Annotated in this window: 19 protein-coding genes and 1 tRNA gene; 14 read left to right on the top strand and 6 right to left on the bottom strand. The window is 67.2% G+C overall.

The features are described 5' to 3' along the window. Positions 1-10 precede the first annotated feature (10 nt). Genes BLS66_RS18630 through mmsB form a run of 4 tightly spaced genes read left to right on the top strand, consistent with a single transcriptional unit; the run spans position 11 to position 4,030 of the window. Positions 11-1,177 carry an acyl-CoA dehydrogenase family protein gene (locus BLS66_RS18630; protein ID WP_074726515.1) on the top strand — a complete coding sequence of 389 codons (1,167 nt, stop codon included), beginning with the start codon at positions 11-13 and terminating at the stop codon, positions 1,175-1,177. Then, a complete protein-coding gene (locus tag BLS66_RS18625; RefSeq protein ID WP_049466243.1) occupies positions 1,174-1,971 on the top strand; it encodes an enoyl-CoA hydratase in 798 nt (265 codons plus the stop codon). The genes BLS66_RS18630 and BLS66_RS18625 overlap by 4 nt, the downstream gene beginning before the upstream one ends. Beyond that, complete coding sequence (locus tag BLS66_RS18620) at positions 1,968-3,143, top strand: enoyl-CoA hydratase/isomerase family protein (protein ID WP_074726514.1); 1,176 nt, start codon at positions 1,968-1,970, stop codon at positions 3,141-3,143. Before BLS66_RS18625 ends, BLS66_RS18620 begins: the two co-directional genes overlap by 4 nt. Continuing rightward, positions 3,140-4,030: a 3-hydroxyisobutyrate dehydrogenase gene (mmsB, locus tag BLS66_RS18615; protein WP_049449384.1), complete on the top strand. Its 891-nt coding sequence runs from the start codon at positions 3,140-3,142 to the stop codon at positions 4,028-4,030. Before BLS66_RS18620 ends, mmsB begins: the two co-directional genes overlap by 4 nt. A 166-nt stretch (positions 4,031-4,196) precedes the next feature. On the opposite strand, the gene BLS66_RS18610 is transcribed toward mmsB, so the two are convergent. Together BLS66_RS18610 and BLS66_RS18605 are read right to left on the bottom strand one after the other, a co-directional pair. After that, positions 4,197-4,622 carry an organic hydroperoxide resistance protein gene (locus tag BLS66_RS18610; RefSeq protein ID WP_004153735.1) on the bottom strand — a complete coding sequence of 142 codons (426 nt, stop codon included), beginning with the start codon at positions 4,620-4,622 and terminating at the stop codon, positions 4,197-4,199. 111 nt (positions 4,623-4,733) lie between these two features. Next, positions 4,734-5,690 carry a cation diffusion facilitator family transporter gene (locus BLS66_RS18605; protein ID WP_074726513.1) on the bottom strand — a complete coding sequence of 319 codons (957 nt, stop codon included), beginning with the start codon at positions 5,688-5,690 and terminating at the stop codon, positions 4,734-4,736. 425 nt (positions 5,691-6,115) lie between these two features. On the opposite strand from BLS66_RS18605, the gene BLS66_RS20975 reads away from it, so the two are divergent. The 6 genes from BLS66_RS20975 (at position 6,116) to BLS66_RS18575 (ending at position 12,810) form a co-directional block, all read left to right on the top strand. Then, on the top strand, positions 6,116-6,472 hold the full coding sequence (locus tag BLS66_RS20975) for a lysozyme inhibitor LprI family protein (protein ID WP_244153015.1): 357 nt from the start codon (positions 6,116-6,118) through the stop codon (positions 6,470-6,472). 25 nt (positions 6,473-6,497) lie between these two features. Then, complete coding sequence (locus BLS66_RS18595) at positions 6,498-8,894, top strand: peptidoglycan-binding domain-containing protein (RefSeq protein ID WP_074726511.1); 2,397 nt, start codon at positions 6,498-6,500, stop codon at positions 8,892-8,894. 89 nt (positions 8,895-8,983) lie between these two features. Then, a complete protein-coding gene (gene dusA, locus BLS66_RS18590) occupies positions 8,984-10,015 on the top strand; it encodes a tRNA dihydrouridine(20/20a) synthase DusA (RefSeq protein WP_074726510.1) in 1,032 nt (343 codons plus the stop codon). Positions 10,016-10,228: 213 nt separating this feature from the next. Continuing rightward, a complete protein-coding gene (locus BLS66_RS18585; RefSeq protein ID WP_053504938.1) occupies positions 10,229-10,603 on the top strand; it encodes a hypothetical protein in 375 nt (124 codons plus the stop codon). Between the two features lie 73 nt (positions 10,604-10,676). Beyond that, a complete protein-coding gene (locus BLS66_RS18580; protein ID WP_004136763.1) occupies positions 10,677-11,360 on the top strand; it encodes a response regulator transcription factor in 684 nt (227 codons plus the stop codon). A gap of 25 nt (positions 11,361-11,385) precedes the next feature. Further along, a complete protein-coding gene (locus BLS66_RS18575; RefSeq protein ID WP_049466224.1) occupies positions 11,386-12,810 on the top strand; it encodes an ATP-binding protein in 1,425 nt (474 codons plus the stop codon). Between the two features lie 85 nt (positions 12,811-12,895). On the opposite strand, the gene BLS66_RS18570 is transcribed toward BLS66_RS18575, so the two are convergent. Then, on the bottom strand, positions 12,896-13,687 hold the full coding sequence (locus BLS66_RS18570; protein WP_167357717.1) for a M90 family metallopeptidase: 792 nt from the start codon (positions 13,685-13,687) through the stop codon (positions 12,896-12,898). Further along, positions 13,654-13,938 carry a hypothetical protein gene (locus tag BLS66_RS18565; RefSeq protein WP_014645622.1) on the bottom strand — a complete coding sequence of 95 codons (285 nt, stop codon included), beginning with the start codon at positions 13,936-13,938 and terminating at the stop codon, positions 13,654-13,656. The genes BLS66_RS18570 and BLS66_RS18565 overlap by 34 nt, the downstream gene beginning before the upstream one ends. 144 nt (positions 13,939-14,082) lie before the next feature. Between BLS66_RS18565 and birA the strand changes: the two genes are divergently transcribed. The 4 genes from birA (at position 14,083) to BLS66_RS18545 (ending at position 16,756) form a co-directional block, all read left to right on the top strand. Next, the gene (gene birA / locus BLS66_RS18560; RefSeq protein ID WP_074726508.1) at positions 14,083-15,048 is read left to right on the top strand and encodes a bifunctional biotin--[acetyl-CoA-carboxylase] ligase/biotin operon repressor BirA; all 966 of its coding nucleotides are present in this window, start codon (positions 14,083-14,085) and stop codon (positions 15,046-15,048) included. Continuing rightward, entirely contained in the window at positions 15,045-15,776 is a 732-nt protein-coding gene (locus BLS66_RS18555) for a type III pantothenate kinase (RefSeq protein ID WP_074726507.1), read from the top strand. Before birA ends, BLS66_RS18555 begins: the two co-directional genes overlap by 4 nt. Positions 15,777-15,785: 9 nt before the next feature. Then, a complete protein-coding gene (locus BLS66_RS18550; RefSeq protein WP_074726506.1) occupies positions 15,786-16,640 on the top strand; it encodes an SPOR domain-containing protein in 855 nt (284 codons plus the stop codon). A gap of 40 nt (positions 16,641-16,680) precedes the next feature. Further along, a tRNA-Thr gene (locus BLS66_RS18545) sits at positions 16,681-16,756 on the top strand. A gap of 84 nt (positions 16,757-16,840) precedes the next feature. Here BLS66_RS18545 and BLS66_RS18540 read toward each other — a convergent pair. Continuing rightward, the gene (locus BLS66_RS18540; RefSeq protein WP_244153014.1) at positions 16,841-17,884 is read right to left on the bottom strand and encodes an XVIPCD domain-containing protein; all 1,044 of its coding nucleotides are present in this window, start codon (positions 17,882-17,884) and stop codon (positions 16,841-16,843) included. Positions 17,885-17,988: 104 nt separating this feature from the next. Continuing rightward, complete coding sequence (locus tag BLS66_RS20665; protein ID WP_143025194.1) at positions 17,989-18,588, bottom strand: hypothetical protein; 600 nt, start codon at positions 18,586-18,588, stop codon at positions 17,989-17,991. Positions 18,589-18,616 lie beyond the last annotated feature (28 nt).

Below are 18,616 nucleotides of genomic sequence, written 5' to 3'. Positions count from 1 at the left end.
AGGAGCAGCCATGAGCCACTCGATGACGACGGAACTGGACGAAGCACAGCAGGCGTACCGCGAGGCTGCGCGCGACTTCGCACTGGCCGAACTGGCGCCGCACGCCGCGCGATGGGATGCGGAGGGCATCTTTCCGCGCGAGGCGATCGCCAAGGCCGGGGAACTGGGCTTCTGCGGTCTGTACATGGACCCGGAAGTGGGCGGCAGCGGCCTGAGCCGACTGGACGCCGCCGTCGTCATCGAGGAGCTCGCCAACGTCGATCCGTCGACTGCGGCCTACATCAGCATCCACAACATGGCATCGTGGATGGTGTCCACGTGGGGCCAGCCGGCCCTGCGCGACGCCTGGGGCAGCGACCTGTCTTCGGGCAACAAGCTGGCCTCGTACTGCCTGACCGAGCCGGGCGCCGGTTCCGATGCGGCCTCGCTGAAGACCACCGCCGTGCGTGAGGGCGACCATTTCGTGCTGAACGGCTCGAAGGCCTTCATTTCCGGCGCCGGGGCCACCGAACTGCTGGTGGTGATGGCGCGTACCGGCGGTGCCGGTGCCGGCGGTGTCAGCGCGATCGCGGTGCCGTCGGACCTGCCAGGCATCAGCTTCGGCCGCAAGGAAGAGAAGATGGGCTGGAACAGCCAGCCCACCCGCGGCATCACCTTCGAAAACGTCCGCGTGCCGGTCAGCCACCTTCTGGGAGAGGAAGGCGGCGGCTTCAAGCTGGCGATGAAGGGGCTCGATGGCGGCCGCATCAACATCGCCGCCTGTTCGCTGGGCGCCGCGCAGGGTGCGCTGGATGCCGCGCGCCGCTACATGGGCGAGCGCCGCCAGTTCGGCAAGGCGCTGGCCGAGTTCCAGGCGCTGCAGTTCAAGCTGGCCGACATGGTCACCCAGCTGGTGGCCGCGCGGCAGATGGTGCACACCGCCGCGCGCAAGCTCGATGCCCGTGCCAGCGATGCCAACGTGTGGTGCGCGATGGCCAAGCGTTTTGCTACCGATGCGGGTTTCAACGTCTGCAACGAAGCGCTGCAGATCCATGGTGGCTACGGCTACATCCGCGAGTACCCGATCGAGCGCCTGCTGCGTGACTGCCGCGTGCACCAGATCCTGGAAGGCACCAACGAGATCATGCGGGTGATCGTTGCCCGTCACCTGCTCAACACCGAAGAGGAACTGCGATGAAGGATTGGCGTACCCAGGAGCACGTGGGCCTGAAGGTCGAGGTCGATGGCCACACCGCCGTGGTCACCCTGAACAACCCGCCGGCGCATACCTGGACCGTGCACAGCCTGTCGGCGCTGCGCGACCTGGTCGGCGCGCTCAACGCAGACCGCGGCATCTACGCGCTGGTGATCACTGGCGAGGGCGAGAAGTTCTTCTCCGCCGGTGCCGATCTCAACCAGTTCGCCTCTGGCGACAAGGCCGCCGCACGTGAGGCCGCGCGCCGCTTCGGTGAAGCCTTCGAGGCGCTGTCCGGTTTCCGTGGCGTGTCGATCGCCGCGATCAACGGCTACGCCATGGGCGGTGGCCTGGAATGCGCGCTGGCCTGCGACCTGCGCATCATCGAAGACCACGCCCAGGTCGCGCTGCCGGAGGCCACCGTCGGCCTGCTGCCGTGTGCTGGCGGCACCCAGAACCTGCCGCGCCTGGTCGGCGAGGGCTGGGCCAAGCGCATGATCCTGCTGGGCGAGCGCATCAATGCCGAGACCGCGCTGCGCATTGGCCTGGCCGAAGAAAAGGTCGGCAAGGGCGAAGCCAAGGCACTGGCGCTGGAATGGGCGAAGAAGGCCGGCAAGCAGAGCCCGACCAGCATCGCCGCCTGCAAGACGCTGGTGCAGGCCACCCGCACCGGCACCCACGCCTCGGCGCTGGTGGCCGAGCGCGAAGCCTTCGTCGACCTGTTCGACACTGCCGACCAGGTCGAGGGCGTGACGGCCTTCCTGGAAAAGCGCGCCGCGCAGTGGAAGAACGCATGAGCACCGACACCGCTGCCGACGACGCACCGGTGCTGTTCGAAGAGCGCGTGGCCGGCAATGGCACGCGCATCGGCATCGCCACGCTCAACGCGCCGCGCACGCTCAACGGCTTCTCGCTGCCGATGGCGCATCTGCTGCTGAAGCAGTTGAACGCCTGGGCCGACGATGAAGGCATCGCCATGGTGGTGCTGCAGGGCGCCGGTGAAAAGGCGTTCTGCGCCGGCGGCGACCTGCACAGCCTGTACAAGAGCATGGTCGCCTTCCGCGAGGCCGGCCGCAGCGACATCCGCGGGAACGACTACGCCGCCGAGTTCTTCGACGTCGAATACCGCGTCGATTACCTCATCCACACCTATGCCAAGCCGATCCTGTGCTGGGGCCATGGCATCGTGATGGGCGGTGGCATCGGCCTGATGTCCGGCGCCAGCCACCGCGTGGTCAGCGAGCGCTCCAAGCTGGCCTTCCCGGAAATCACCGTCGGTCTGTTCCCCGATGTCGGTGGCAGCTGGCTGCTGCCGCGCGTACCGGGCAAGGGCGGCCTGTTCCTGGCGTTGACCGGCGCGCTGCTCAACCCGGGCGATGCCATCTACGCCGGCCTGGCCGACGTGCACGTGGCCGAAGAACGCCGCAGTGCAGTGTTCGATGCGCTGCTGCAGGTGGCCTGGTCCAATGACACCGTGCACAACCACGAACGCCTGACCCATCTGTTGCAGTCGCATGCCAGCGATGCCGCCACCGGTCCACTGCTGGCCCACGCGGCGCAGGTCGATGCGTTGTGCGAAGGCGATGACCTTGAAGCCGTCGTTGCGCGCATTGCCAGCCTGCAGACCGACGACGCCTGGTTGCAGGCGGCTCAGAAGACCCTTGCGGCCGGTGCACCGGGTTCGGCACGTTTGGCGTACGAACTTCAGCGCCGCAGTGCCGGCCAGGACCTTGCCGCGATCTATCGCCTGGAGTACATCGTCGCCCTGCATTGCGCCGCCCACGGTGATTTCGCCGAAGGCATCCGCGCGCTGCTGGTCGACAAGGACCGCAATCCGCAGTGGAACCCGGCCACCCTGGCCGAGGCCACCGGCGCGTGGGCCGACACCTTCTTCGCTTCCCCCTGGGCCGACGCTGCGCATCCGCTGGCCGACCTGGGCACTCCCCTTGTTGAAAGGAGCCTTGCATGAGCCGCATTGCATTCATCGGGTTGGGCAACATGGGTGGCCCGATGGCCGCCAATCTGGTCAAGAACGGCCACAGCGTGCGCGTGTTCGATCTGGTCCCGGCCGCGGTGCAGGCCGCCGTCGATGCCGGTGCCAGCGCCGCCGCGTCGGCGCGCGACACTCTGGCCGATGCCGAAGTGGTGATCTCGATGCTGCCGGCCAGCCGTCATGTCGAAGGCGTGTACCTGGGCGACGACGGCATTCTTGCCGCGATCCCCGCCGGTGCACTGGTCATCGACTGCAGCACGATCGCGCCGGCCAGCGCCCGCAAGGTCTCGGAAGCCGCCGCCGCGCGTGGCCTGCAGATGATCGACGCACCGGTGTCCGGTGGTACCGCAGGGGCACAGGCGGGCACGCTGACCTTCATCGTCGGTGGCGAGGAGGACGCGCTGGAGCGCGCCCGCCCGGTGCTGCAGGCGATGGGCAAGAACATCTTCCACGTTGGCGCCAGTGGTGCCGGCCAGGTCGCCAAGCTGTGCAACAACATGGCGCTGGGCGTGATCATGGCGGTGACCGGTGAAGCCATCGCGCTGGGCGTGGCGCACGGCCTGGACCCGAAGGTGCTGTCGCAGATGATGGCGGTCAGCACCGGCCGCAGCTGGGCCACCGAGGTGTGCAACCCGTGGCCGGGCGTGCTGGAGAATGCGCCGGCCTCGCGTGGCTACAGCGGTGGCTTCGGCAGCGATCTGATGCTGAAGGACATGGGCCTGGCGGTGGAAGCGGCGATGAGCGTCGGCGCCTCGATCCCGCTGGGCGAAGTGGCGCGCAACCTGTACTCGATGAACCACCAGGCCGGCCGCGGCAAGCTGGATTTCTCCAGCGTCGTGCAGCTCATCACCAGCGAAAAGTGACCTGGTAGTGCCGGCCGCTGGCCGGCAACCTCATGCCCCCTGTGGGACAACGAAGGTGGGATGGGCGGATGTTCGGTTTCGACCGGCATCCGCCCATTTTTTTTGGGGTCGGTTCCCCGGGGATCGGATCCCTCTCGCAACGCGAAAGGGCTCTGACCCCTTCGCATCAAGCCACGATCAGCGTCACGTCGATGTTGCCGCGGGTGGCGTTGGAGTACGGGCACACGATGTGCGCCTTCTGCACCAGTTCTTCCACCTGCTCGCGCGGCACGCCCGGCACGTTGATGGTCAGCTCGGCCTCGATGCCGAAGCCGGTCGGGATCTGGCCGATGCCGACCTTGCCGGTGACCGTGGTGTCGGCCGGCAGCGCGACCTTGGCCTGGCCGGCCACGAACTTCAGCGCACCCAGGAAGCAGGCCGAGTAGCCAGCGGCGAACAGCTGTTCCGGGTTGGTGCCCGGGCCACCGGCGCCGCCCAGCTCGCGCGGGGTCGACAGCTGGATGTCCAGCACGTTGTCGGAGGAGACGGAACGGCCTTCGCGGCCGCCGGTGGAGGTGGCCTGGGCGGTGTACAGAACCTTTTCGATGGACATCGGGATGCTCCTGGTCAGTGGGTGGGTGTTGCGTTGGAGCCTACTTTGCCCGCTTTCCGCGTACGTTGGGTTGCAACGCGTACGAAAAACTTGATCGATCGTCCTGTTGGCCTAGATCGTCCATTCGCGGTCGGTGGTGAACATGATGGTCAGCCAGCGGTCGGGCGAGGCTTCGCCCAGCGCATCGCCGATCTCGTCGCGCAGCCGGTCCCATTCCACCAGCGGCCGCGGCGGGTCGTCCTCGCGCACCACGAAGAACAGTTCGATCTGTTCGCCACGCCCCACCTGGGCCACGTAGCTGCGGTGCTCGACGAAGCCATGCTTGGCCACGATCGCGCGTGCCACCGCGTCCACGTGCGCCTGCAGTTCCGGCGGAGTGACCAGCAGGATGCCGGCCAGCGCCCGGCGCACGGTACCGAGCGGGGCGATCATCACCAGCACGCAGACGCAGGCAAGGATGGCCGGGTCGATGTACGGCCCGACCCAGGCCAGCGAGGTGCCGCGCACCAGCACGCCGCCGAGGAAGGCCAGCAGATAGCAGGCCGACATGCTGGCGGCGATCACCCAGTTCTTCGCGTCCAGCGCGATGAACTCCGAACCGATGCGGCGGTTGGCGCGCAGGATGAACCCGGCCAGCGCACCTTCGCCAACGATCGACAAGCCGGCGAAGGCGATGGCCGGGCCGAGCGCGATGTGGCGGCCGCCGGACATCAGCGCATCCACCGCGTTGACCAGCGCATACAGCGCCGCACCGATCATCAGCGTGCCGCTCACCCCCAGCACGATCGGCTCCAGGTGCCAGAAGCCCATGGTGAAGCGCTGGTTGAGCCGCGACTGCAGCGCGTCGGTGCTGGTTGAAAGCGCGATCAGACGCGCGACCAGCAGCGACAGCCAGGTCATCACCACATCGATCAGGCCGTAGATGCCATCGAAGATGATCAGCGAGGAATTGGCCAGAAGACCGAATACCACCGCAGCGGCAGCCAGCAGCAATGAGGCGGCGATGGACAGGCGCAGTACGCCCTGTTCGGTGGTGGAGTCGAAGAACTGCGGACGATCGGCGGCCATGGAGCGATTGTAGAGCGCCGCCGCGCCCCGCGCGGGACCGGGCCAAAGCGGCTACGATCGGGTGCACACATTCTGAATCCAGTCAGGCATCTGAAATCCGCGCTGACGTAGCATGCAGTTCCCGATGGGGCCGATGGACGGCTTCGCGTTGACGGGCCACGTGCCTGGATGCCAAGGAGATGCAAGCAATGCAGGGAACGAATCACCTTTCAGCGGCCCCCCGCGAAACGTTCGGTAAGGCCGCAGCCATCGCGTTTGCGTTGGCACTGAGCCTCAGCCTGGCAGCATGCCAGGCCAAGAACCCGCAGGCGGATACGACGCATGCGCCTGCTGCGGCCGCGCCTGCCACTGCATCGGCGCCGGCCACTGCAGAGCCTGCACGTGCTGCACCTGCCACGACAGCGACGGACGCCGATGACGAAGACATGCCACCCCGGCGCCCGGATGATTCCTACAACAAGGCCACGTTGCGGCCGCAGTACGCCACGTGCGTGAACTCCGGTGGCGGCGAGACCCCCGCACTGCAGGCGTGTGGCGATGAGGAGCTTGCCTGGCAGGAGCAGCGGCTCGAGCAGGCCTTCATGAAGATCGTCGACGGCCCCGATGGCAAGGACAAGGACAGGCTGATGGACGAGCAGGCGGCCTACATGTCCGATACCAATCGCTACTGCAGCTGGAACCCTGCCGAAGACGGGCAGGGACAGATGCTGGACGCGCAGTCCTGCCGGATCAATCGCACGGCCAACCGTGCCGATGTGCTGCAGGCACTGACCTCGAAGTAATTCCCCCGCCAAGGAGTGCAGGACGATGGATGTTGTGACCCAGGCAAAGCAGGCGATGGACCGCTGGCATCGCGGCCAGACGTCGGCGCATTTCGAAACCGGCGGTCGCGGCCCCGGCCACGTGTCCACCGGCAGGGGCGACCACGGTGGCGTGTCGTATGGCAGTTACCAGTACGCGACCAATGTGGGTGGCGTGGACGAGTACATCGCTGCATCGCGTTACGGCAACCGCTTCCATGGCCTGCAGGCGGGGACCCCGGCTTTCACCGAACGCTGGAAGGAGGTGGCGGCTGCCGACCCGGCAGGCTTTGCCAGGGACCAGCACGACTTCATCCAGCACAAATACTATGACGTGCAGATGGGGCGCCTGAAGGATGTGGGCATCGATCTTTCCGGCCGCGGTGCGGCCGTGCAGGATGCGCTGTGGAGTACCTCGGTGCAGTACCGCGGCATGACCCGCTCGGTGTTCCAGAAGGGTCTCCAGCACGCCTACGGCGAAGACTTCAAGCTGGCTGAGCTGAGTGACGAGCAGATTGTCCGCGCGGTGCAGGACTACAAGCACGCCAACGTGCAGTCGCACTTCCAGAGCTCGCCGACCCTGTGGGATTCGCTGCGTGACCGCGCGCTCACCGAGAAGACCGCGCTGGTCGGGTTGGCGCGCTACGACCAGGTCAACCGCAATCCCGAGGCCTACCAGGGCAAGGATTACCAGCAGGCGTTCGGTGAGCCCGAACCCGGACAGCGTGGCCAGCGTGCGGCGGTAGCGGCGATGGCCGACGGCGTGCTGACCCCAGGCGAGCGTGGGGCCGAGGTCCAGGCCCTGCAGGCCAAGCTGATCCAGGCGGGCCATACCGGCCACGACGGGCAACCGCTGGCGGCCGATAGCCACTACGGTGCCAATACCGAGCATGCGGTGCGCGCGTTCCAGCAGGCCCACGGGCTGACCGTCGACGGCAAGGCCGGCCGGGAGACCCTGCAGGCCCTGGATACCGCAGTACGCGGGCACACGCCGGTGCAGCCCGCAGCGCCGACCGCCCCGGCAGGCACTGCGACGCCTGCACCCGCAACCGCGCGTGAGCCCGATACCGCCCCTGCGCCCGGTGGCCAGCGCATCGTCGTGGTCGAACCCTTTGGCAACGGCAGCAGCAACCGCACACTGCGTCATGGCACCAGTGGCGAGGACGCTTATCGCGAGTTGAAGATTCATCACCCCAACACCAATGCCGAGGCCGTGCGCACCGGCAATGCCGCCAAGGCTGACCGGCCGTCGGCCATGGTCGAGGGCGAACTGGAAACCGTGCGGACCCGCGGTGATCGCAACGGCATCCCGCTGGTGCACAAGGATCTGATCCTGAGCAATGCGCGCGGCGACCGGGAGGTGATGATTCCCAATCCGGTCGCCGGGTATGTCCAGGTCAACAATGACAAGTGGAATTCGATCAGCATCTGGAGCCATCCGGCCGGGCATCCGCAGCGCGAACTGGTCGGGCAGGTGCTGCACGGTGCGCGTGGCACCACGCCCTACAAGACCGGTGATTTCGTCGAGTACGGTGCGCCGTTGATCCGCCAGTCCGATGCCGGTACCCCGGGTGCCGTGCATGCACATATCGAGCTCGAGCCCGATCAGTACCGCAGGTTCCTGGGCGACATGCTCAACGACCGCATCACCCTGGGCGGCAAGGTCCACGCGCAGGGCCCCGAAGCGGCGCAGGCCGCGCGCAGCACGCAACAGGCACCGATGGCCGATGGCGTGCTCAAGCAGGGCGAACGTGGTGATGAGGTCAAGGCCCTGCAGGGCAAGCTGGCGGCGCTGGGCTACGCGGGGGCCGACGGCAAGCCGCTGCATGCCGATGGCGTGTATGGCAAGGACACGGTCGCAGCGGTGAAGCAGTTCCAGGCCAACAACGGCCTCGACGACGATGGCAAGGCCGGCCGGAAGACCCTGGCGCAGGTCGATGCCCCCAACGCGGTCAAGGCCAGCACCCAGCCGGCAGCACCGGGTCGGGCCGAACCGGCGGCGCCGGCCAGCATGCGCGACCCCGGGCATGCCGACCACGCGCGCTTCGGCCAGGCCCTGGACAAGCTGCAGGCGCTGGAGCAGCAGCGCGCCCAGGCCGGATTGAAGCCGCTGTTCGCCAACCCGCAGGAGGCCGAGCGTGCGGCCGGCCAGTTGGCCTACGAGAGCAAGGTGTCCGGCATGCGCCAGATCGACCACGTCGTGGCCCGCCCCGATGGCACCGGCCTGTTCGCCGTGCAGGGCGAGCTGGGCGATCCGGCCGCGCAGCGGACCTTCGTCGACCGCCAGCAGGCGGTATCGCACTCGGTCGAGGCCAGCAGCCGGCAGAGCGAGGCGTTGGACAGCCAGTTCAACCCGCGTGCGCAGGAACAGCAGCAGGAACAGGTGCGCAACCGCGGGCTGTAAGCCCTGCGCGTCCCTGGGGCCGGTCGACCGGTCCCACGGCCACCCGCCGCCATTCAGTAGGTCGGTGTAAACTATTGATCTCACTGGCAATGCCAGTCTCTGCGATCACTAGCCCGATGACGTCCGCCGCCGCCCGTTACGCCGATTCCCTGCGCCTGTCCGTTGCCCCGATGATGGACTGGACGGACCGCCATTGCCGCGTATTCCACCGCGTGTTGGCGCCCGGCGTGCGCCTGTACACGGAGATGGTGCACGCCAACGCAGTCATCCACGGTGATCGCGAACGCCTGCTCGGCTTCGACCGCAGCGAACTGCCGCTGGCGCTGCAGCTGGGCGGCAGCGACCCGGCGCTGCTGGCGCAGGCTGCGCGCATCGCGGCGGAGTGGGGCTACGACGAGATCAATCTCAACTGCGGCTGCCCGTCCGACCGCGTGCAGGCCGGCCGCTTCGGCGCCTGCCTGATGCGCGAACCGGTGCTGGTGGCCGAGTGCGTGGCGGCAATGGTCGATGCCGTTCAGATCCCGGTGACGGTAAAGTGCCGCCTGGGCGTGGACGAGGACAACGATTACGACGTGTTCGCCGCCTTCGTCGACCGCCAGGTCGCCGCCGGCGCGGCGATGGTGGTGGTGCACGCGCGCAACGCGTGGCTGAAGGGCCTGTCGCCGAAGGAGAACCGCGAGGTTCCGCCGCTGAAGTACGACTGGGCCTACCGCCTGAAGCAGGAGCGCCCGGCGCTGCCGGTGGTCCTCAATGGGGGCCTGGCCAGCATCGAGGCGGTACAGGCGCAGGCTGCGCACGTCGATGGCGTGATGCTGGGCCGCGCGGCCTACCACGACCCCTACCTGCTGCATCAGCTGGAGGCGCTGCAGACCGGCGCTCCGCTGCAGCCTCGCGGCGATCTGCTGCGCGCGCTGCGTCCCTACGTGGAAGCGCGCCTGGACGAAGGCCTGGCGCTGAAGCACATCACCCGCCATCTGCTCGGCCTGTTCCACGGCCAGCCCGGTGGCCGCGCATTCCGCCAGGTGCTGAGCGAAGGCGCGCACCGTCCGGGTGCCGACTGGGGCCTGGTCGAGCAGGCGCTGGCGGTCACGGAGCGTGACGCGGATCGTGCCGCAGCGTGACCGCAGTCACATTCCTGACTTGACACCGCGCGGCAATTGGTCCCGAATGTTCACCTAGCTGAACATCATGAGGTCGGGACCGGAAAAGTTCAGACCGGATTCACTGCCTCAAACCAAGAATTTGCAAAGGATTTGTAAAAGGCCGGGTCCCGAACCCGGCATCCGGATTCACGACTTTTGAACGAATCGCCGTGCTCGGCTAGGATCGCATCGATGTCTTCCGCTCCCCTTCATTGCCGCATTGCCCTGGCCACGTGCGTGGTGCTGGCGGCCGCGCCGCTGTCGTCGGCGCTGGCGCAGCAGCCGACGCGTGGCGAGCAGGGGCGTGCAGAGATGATGGAGCGGGGCGAGCGCGGCAACCGTGGCGACGAACGTTCGCTGTCCGATGCCGTGCGCCGCGTGCAGCGCACCACCGGTGGCCACATCCTCGGTGCCGAGCGCGTGCCGTTCGATGGTCGTGACATCAACCGGGTGAAATACATGGACGACCGGGGCCGGGTCCGCTACATGGACGACCCCGCCCCGTCGCGTTCACAGCCGCGCACGCCGCGGTCGGATATGTCATCACTACGCGGCGATAACCCCTGAACAGGGATAGTCGTCGCTATCAACCCGTACCCCACTGGCCTCCGGGCCACACCCAGGACACTAGGGAGAGTTCATGCGTATCCTTCTGGTCGAAGACGAAGCCCCGCTGCGTGAGACCCTGGCAGCCCGGCTCAAGCGCGAAGGCTTTGCCGTCGATGCTGCGCAGGACGGCGAGGAAGGCCTCTACATGGGGCGCGAAGTTCCGTTCGATGTCGGCATCATCGACCTCGGCCTGCCCAAGATGTCGGGCATGGAGCTGATCAAGGCCCTGCGTGACGAAGGCAAGAAGTTCCCGGTGCTGATCCTGACCGCGCGTTCGAGCTGGCAGGACAAGGTCGAGGGCCTGAAGCAGGGCGCCGACGATTACCTGGTCAAGCCGTTCCACGTCGAAGAGCTGCTGGCCCGCGTCAACGCGCTGCTGCGCCGCGCCGCTGGCTGGAGCAAGCCGACCCTGGAATGCGGCCCGGTCGCCCTGGACCTCGCCGCCCAGACCGTCAGCGTGGCCGGCAGCAATGTCGACCTGACCAGCTACGAGTACAAGGTGCTGGAGTACCTGATGATGCATGCCGGTGAACTGGTCTCCAAGGCCGACCTCACCGAGCACATCTACCAGCAGGACTTCGACCGCGACTCGAACGTGCTGGAAGTGTTCATCGGCCGCCTGCGCAAGAAGCTGGACCCGGATGGCGAACTGAAGCCGATCGAGACCGTGCGCGGTCGCGGCTACCGTTTCGCGATTCCGCGCAACGAGGGCTGAGCCGGCTCGCCCTGGCGCTTACACGATGTCCGGCCGTCTGTGGTTCTTCCGACGCTGGCGGCCGCGCTCACTGCAGGCGCGCCAGATGCTCGCCGCGTCCGTGGGCCTGGTGGCGTTCCTGGCCCTGGCCGGTTACGCGCTCGACGCCGCCTTCGCCGACACGGCGAAGGCGAACCTGCGTGAGCGCCTGAAGAACTACGCCACCTCCTACGCGGCCGGCATCGACTTCACCCGCGACCGCTCGCTGTACATCCGCGAGCAGCCGCCGGATTCCCGCTTCGACGTGCCCGGCAGTGGCCTGTACCTGCAGGTAGTGATGCCGCACGGCAAGGGCAATTCGATGTCCGCCGAAGGCCCGATGCTGCCCACCGTCGGCGGCGGCCTGCTTGCACCGCGCCAGGAGGTGTTCGAAGGGCCGCTGCCGATGATCCAGATCGATGGCAGCCAGGGCTCGGTGTACCGCTACGGCCTGGGCCTGGTGTGGGGCGCCGACGCCGATCCTGCCACCGAATTCCCGTACACCATCTATGTGATGGAAGACTCGCGCGCGCTGGGGGCCCAGCTGCGCGTGTTCCGTGGCCGCGTCTGGTTCTACCTGGGCGGCATCGGCCTGATCCTGCTGCTGCTGCAGACCGTCATCCTGCAGTGGAGCCTGCGCCCGTTGCGCCGGGTGATCACCGAGCTGACCAAGGTGCAGCGCGGTGAGACCGAGCGCATGAGCGAGCGCCACCCGCGCGAGCTGGAACCGCTGACCGACAGCATCAACGCTTTCATCGAAAGCGAGCGCGAGAACCTCGAGCGCCAGCGCAACACCCTGGCCGACCTGGCGCACAGCCTGAAAACGCCGATTGCGGTGTTGCGCACGCAGATGGACAGCGGTGCCGGCGACGGCGCGCTGCGCGAAGAACTGGACGTGCAGTTGCAGCGCATGAACAACCTGGTTTCGTACCAGCTGGCGCGCGCGGCCTCGTCGGGCCACAAGCTGTTCTCCGCGCCGCTGCCGATCGAGTCCAACGCCGAGGAAATCGTGCGTGGCCTGGAGAAGGTCTATGCCTCCAAGGGTGTGCTGTGCGAATTCGATATCGATCCGGCCGCACGCTTCCACGGCGAACCGGGCGACCTGCAGGAACTGCTCGGCAACCTGCTGGAGAACGCCTTCAAGTGGGCCAACCGCCGTGTGCTGCTGACCGCGCAGCCACTGCCGGCACCGAACGCGCGCCGCGCCGGCCTGCTGCTGGCGGTGGACGATGATGGCCCGGGCATCGCCCCGGATGACATCGGCAAGGTACTGCAGCGCGGCGTGCGTGGCGACGAGCGCGTGCAGGGCCACGGCATCGGGCTGTCGATCGTGCAGGACCTGATCAAGGATTACCGCGGCGAACTGGCCGTGGGCCGTTCGGCCGAACTGGGCGGCGCCCGCTTCGAAGTGCGCTTGCCCACAGGGCCGTAAACCGCGTTGATCGGTAGTGCCGGCCGCGGGCCGGCAATCAAGCCATGCCATCGAAGAGCATGAGGGTGCCGGCCAGCGGCCGGAACTACCGTACTGTGATCCTGGGCGGCTCGCCGTAGAACCGCCGCAGCTGCGCGGCCACCTCCGGCAACGCCTGCTGCAGCAGATCCGGTGCCGAGAAGTGGTACTCGCTGGCCACCGCGAAGAACTCCTCCGGCGCCTCGGCCGCATACGGATCGATCAGGGTCTCTTGGCCAGCGTCCACCTGCGCGCAGAAGGCATCGTAGGCGCGCTGGAACGTGGCCGCCCACTCGCGCTGCCACGCACGCGGCAGCGGCGGCGTGCCATCCATCGCCCCATCAAGCGCATCCAGCTTGTGCACCATCTCGTGCACCGCCACGCAGTAGCCCTCGTGCGGCGCCGCCAGGTCGGCCTGCACATCGGCCCAGGACAGGATCAACGGACCGCTGTCCCACGACTCGCCGATCAGCTCGTCATCCCACTCGTGCAGCACGCCGGCCGCATCCATGTGGCTGCGGTGCACGCGGAACGCGTCGGGGTAGACGATCAGCTGCGACCAGCCCTCCAGCCCCACCGCGCCGAACTCCAGCAGCGGCAGGCAGCACAGCGCGGCCAGCAGCACGCCGTCGTCGGCCTGCAACTGCAGCTCACCGATCGGGGTAATGGTCTTCTCATGCAGGAAGCGCGTGACCAACACGCGCAAGCGCGCACGGCGTTCGTCGTCCAGTCCGTGCAGCCAGGCCGCACGGCGGCAGGCGTGTTCCCACAGTGCATCGTCGATCGGCCGCGGCGCAGGCCGCAGCCACTGCAGCAACGACTTGATCAGCGGAACATTCCCGGCAGGTAGCTGTGCCACTTCGGCGCACGGATGCGCTGCAGCACGTCGTCGTCGCTGCCGCCGCCCCCGGTGCTGGTGGCACTGCTGGCCGCAGGGCGTACCGGTGCCGGCTTGGTGGTCGCAGCCGAGGCGGTCGCGGTCGGCGCGCGCTGCGAGGCGGCATCACCGTTGGAGGACACGCAAGCGCCGCGGCTGTCGTCCAGCGCTGCCGTCGCAGACGCCGCGAAGGGCATCATCAGCAGGATCAGGCAATGGGCATAACGGCGCATTGACGACATCCACGTTAAGGGAGGGTGAGTTCCCGATTCTAGCCCGAACCCGGCGCCCCGTTGGAAGCCCCCGCAGAACCCAGCGTGGCGGGCGTCGCTGGCGGCTTTCCCGCATAATTCCTGCCTGACTTCGTGGAAGCTGCCGTGGACGATCGCCAATTGCTGGCCAAACTCGCTGCCGGTCGCCTGTCCGGCGACGCCCTGGCCCGTGAGCTGGGCCAGACCCGGGCGGCTATTTGGAAGCGTATTCAAGGGCTTAGGGCCGCCGGTGTGGATGTCGAGGGCCGTGCCGGCGAGGGCTATGGCCTGACCCGCCCGGTTGACCTGCTGGACCCGGCGGCGATCCGCGCTGGCCTGCCCGCCGACGCCCAGGCGCTGCTGCACGACCTGCAAGTGGCCTGGACGGTGGACTCGACCAATGCCGAATTGCTGCGGTGCAGCGCGCCCCAGCGCGGGGTCAGCGTGCTGCTGGCCGAACGCCAGACCGGTGGCCGCGGCCGTCGTGGCCGTACCTGGGCCTCGCCGCTGGCCGCCCATGTCTACCTGTCGGTGCTGCGGCTGTTCTCCGGAGGCCTCGGCCGCCTGGCCGGCCTGAGCCTGGTGGCCGGCATCGCCGTGGCCGAAGCGCTGCACGATCTGGGCTACACCGAGGCGCAGCTGAAGTGGCCGAACGATCTGCTGGTCGATGGCCGCAAGCTGGTTGGCCTGCTCGCAGAAGGCGGCGGTGAGTACGCCGGCCCGGCGCGCGCGGTGATCGGCATCGGCATCAACACGCACATGCCGCCCTCGTTCGCCGAGCAGATCAGCCAGCCGTGGGTGGACCTGGACACGCTGGCTGGCAAGCCAGTGGATCGAAACGTGGTCGTTGCCGCCGTGCTGGCGCGCCTGCTGCCGGCGCTGGAGGAATTCGATCGTGAAGGTCTTGCTCCGTTCCTGCCGCGCTACGCCGCCTTCGACATGCTGGCCGGCCGCGAGGTGCGGGTGGAACTGGATGGGCAGTGGCAGCATGGCACCGCACTCGGCCTGGCCGATGACGGCGCGCTGCGCGTGCGCATCGATGGCCGTGAGCGTCTGCTGCACGCCGGCGAAGTCAGCGTGAGGGCGGCATGAGCGATTGGTTGTTCGACCTCGGCAACTCGCGCTTCAAGTTCGCGCCGTTGCAGGGTGACCGTGCCGGTGACGTGCAGGCCTGGGCGCATGGTGCCGAAGGCATGGCCGGGCAGCCACCGCATAGCCTGCCCAGCGGCCGCACCGCGTTCGTGGCCAGCGTGGCCGCACCGTCGCTGACCAGCGCCATGCTGGACCAGCTGCAGCGCCGCTTCGAGCATGTGCAGGTGGTGCGAACCAGCGCCGAATGCGCCGGCGTGCGCATTGCCTATGCCAAGCCGGAAAAGTTCGGCGTCGACCGCTTCCTGGCCCTGCTGGCCGCAGCCAAGGCGCAGCGCCCGGTGCTGGTGGTCGGCGTGGGCACCGCACTGACGATTGACCTGCTCGACGCCGACGGCCAGCACCACGGTGGCCGCATCTCCGCATCGCCCACCACCATGCGCGAGGCATTGCACGCGCGTGCGGTGCAGCTGCCGGCCACTGGCGGCGACTACAGCGAGTTCGCCAACGACACCGCCGATGCGTTGGCCTCCGGCTGCGATGGCGCCGCGGTGGCGCTGATTGAACGCAGCGCACAGCAGGCGCACACGCTGCTGGGTGTGGCACTGTCGCTGCTGGTGCACGGTGGCGGCGCACCGGCGCTGATGCCGTTGCTGCCCGGTGCCGACTACCACCCCTCGCTGGTGCTGGATGGCCTCGCCCGCTGGGCGGTGCACCAGCCCGCAGGCTAGTATCCGCGCATGCTGACCCGTGCCCTGATCGTCGTACTGGCCATCCTCAACCTTGGCGTCGCCTGCTGGTGGCTGCTGCGCGATGCACCACAGAAGCCTGCGCCGCCACCGCAACCCGCTGGCGTGGCCGAGCTGCGCTGGGTGCCCGGTGGCGTGGATGCCACTGCCGCAGCCGAGGCCACCGCCGCCGCTCCGACAGCACCGCTGATGGAGCGCGAACCGGCTGCGAAGACCGCGGTGGCTGCGACGCCTGCGCCCGCGCCGGCCGTGCCGGCCCAGCCGGAAGTTTCCAAGCCGCAGGTGGCTGAGGCTGCGCCGGTTGCTGCCGCTGCCAAGCCGGCACCACCGCCTGCACCCGTACCGGCCCCGGAAACGCCCGCAACCCCGCCCGCGGCCGCTGAGCCGCCGCGCTGCATCGCGTTGGGCCCGTTCGCCGACCGCGCCGCCGCGAGCAGCGCGCAGGGCAAGGCCGGCACGCTGCTCAGCCAGGTGCGCCTGCGCGAACAGCCCGCTGCCAGCGGCAGTGCCCGTTACCGGGTGATGCTGCCGGCCGCCGCCAACCGCGACGAAGCGCAGGCCACCGTGAAGCGCATCGTCGCCGCCGGCCTGAGCGACTACTACATCATCAGCCAGGGCGAGGACGCCAACGCCGTGGCGCTGGGCCAGTACCGTAACCGCGAGGGCGCCGAGCGCCGCATGGCAGCGGTGCAGGCCGCCGGCTTCCAGCCGCGCCTGGTCGCCAGCGGCGACGCCGGTCAGTGGTGGCTGGAAGGGCAACTGGCGGCGGGCACGCAGCCGGCCCAGGCCCAGCAGCGCAGCGGAGCGGCACAGAGCCGGTCGCTGGAATGCACGCGGTTGCGCTAGAATCCCCGGACCGCGGCGCTGCCGCCGGTGCACCACCCATGCCGCTTTAGCTCAGTTGGTAGAGCAACTGTCTTGTAAACAGTAGGTCATCCGTTCGATTCGGATAAGCGGCACCATCCCCATGAGTCAGCGCCTCTTTGCGCTGCTCCAGGTACTCGCCCAGTGGTTCGAAAGGCGGTACACCCGGTGCCTCGGCAGTCTTACCTTGAGAATGATGGTCCGTCCTGCGCATGGACCTGCTGCGCTGACTGCTGTTCAAGATTTGCTGCCAATGAATCAGCGCGATGAAGTGACTCTGCTTCAGGCGCGCGAAGCGCGTCCATCGTATTCATGGTTCCACGGCGTTGGGCAGGATCGTCCATCGCCCCCTCGACGATGAATACTCTCTCGCCACGTGCAAGGGACTCTGTCGGGTTGTTCACTACAACGTGGTCAACTCTTGAAAGCCCTTGCTCCTTCGCGAGCACCAGCAAACTCGCGGACATGCGTTGGCTCGACTCATCCCACTGCTTCCCGCTCTCGGCGTCCAGGCGTTCCACACCCGCTCTTATCTGCTTATAGAGAGAACGGTCAGCATCGCAGAGTTCAGCTACTGAGAAAGTGGCTCGTTGCAGCGAAAGTGAATCGTCGGCGACCACGGCGACTCTTTCCGCAGCCGAAGTGCGCTCGGCGTCAAGTTCTGGTTCGGGCCTACGTCGACGCTGCGTGGGTGCTATGTGCTGATCATAGTGCGCGCCATAGTAAAGCTCGTATGTCGCATGAGGACCAACAGAAGGAGCCTCTGTTTTGAACACTTCAGCGATCTGCCCAAGCGCTTGGTTTCGATTGATCCGCCCGGCCTGGAGTTCAACGGCAATAGCTCCATACTGTTGTGGACGATTACCCGTGCCGGACACACCAATGTCCGGCCCACCAGCTGCAATGAGTTCACGCTGGACCTGGACATTACTGAGCGTCGCAGCTGCTTCTCCGCGTAGCAGGGTGTTTACATAGGATTGCTTGGACGTCGGATCGGGACGTTCAGTGAAGAGATGGTGCCCCACTTCATGGGAAAGAGAGCGCGCGATTCTGGGGCCTTGCCCAACCGCGTTCTCGTCAATAACGATCTTCTCACCGGGAACAAGATAGGTGCCCCTACCGGCTTGTCCCCAGACAACATCCAGATCGTCGCGCTCGGCCTGTGCGAGACCCGCTCGAAGTGTTGGGGATTTCGCCAGAAGCGGCGCCAACGAAGGGTCAGCCAACGGGGACTCCGGCCGACGTACGGGTCCTGGGCGAGGCCCGTCCTGCGGCTGCGGCAGTTCAGAGTCTTCAGTACGTTCCATGTTCGAGCTCCTGCCCAGGGGGGTCAACGCTGACTGATCAATACGTGGGTCAATGTCGCATTGTCAGCGGCCAGAGTGAGTACAACCTCAGCACCGTTGACTGGCGCGGTCCAGTAAGGGAGGGAGTCAGGGGCATCAGGCCGAGGTGGATACTGTGCCGTTCCCTCCCAGATGACTTCTTTGAGCGCGACGCTCGGTGGCGCGACATCGAAGGTCAGCTTCGCCTGCGCAGGATTATCGACAGCACTTCTCAGTGTGATGTTCCGAACTTCAAGGCCGCCCAACATTCCACGTTCTGCGGTTCGCTCGTCTCTCAGGCCCTGCCGAGCCGGTTTTCCAAGATGCGTGTGAAGCTGTTCGTTCAATGCATCGATATCGCCAAAACGCACATTGGACAATCGCTCGATGCTGTTCTTGAATCGCTCCATACCAGCTTCACTCCCTGATTTGATGGCCTGTCTTTGATTCACATGATCTGATGGGGGCGACGTCGCGGCGCTCGAACATGCTGTCAGCACAAGCGCCGGAATAACGATCGCGAGGCGACGACGCGCTGCGATCCAGAGGCGGCGCCGACGTCCGCGTTTTGATGAAGAATCGCATTCCTCGACCCACGCATCCATGAAAGCATCTCTCGCGCCAATGTCACGC

Source organism: Stenotrophomonas pavanii (assembly GCF_900101175.1).
In the GTDB taxonomy this organism is placed as follows: domain Bacteria; phylum Pseudomonadota; class Gammaproteobacteria; order Xanthomonadales; family Xanthomonadaceae; genus Stenotrophomonas; species Stenotrophomonas pavanii.
The sequence above is the reverse complement of the archived record's forward strand: the minus strand, read 5'-3'. Positions and strand labels throughout refer to the sequence as shown.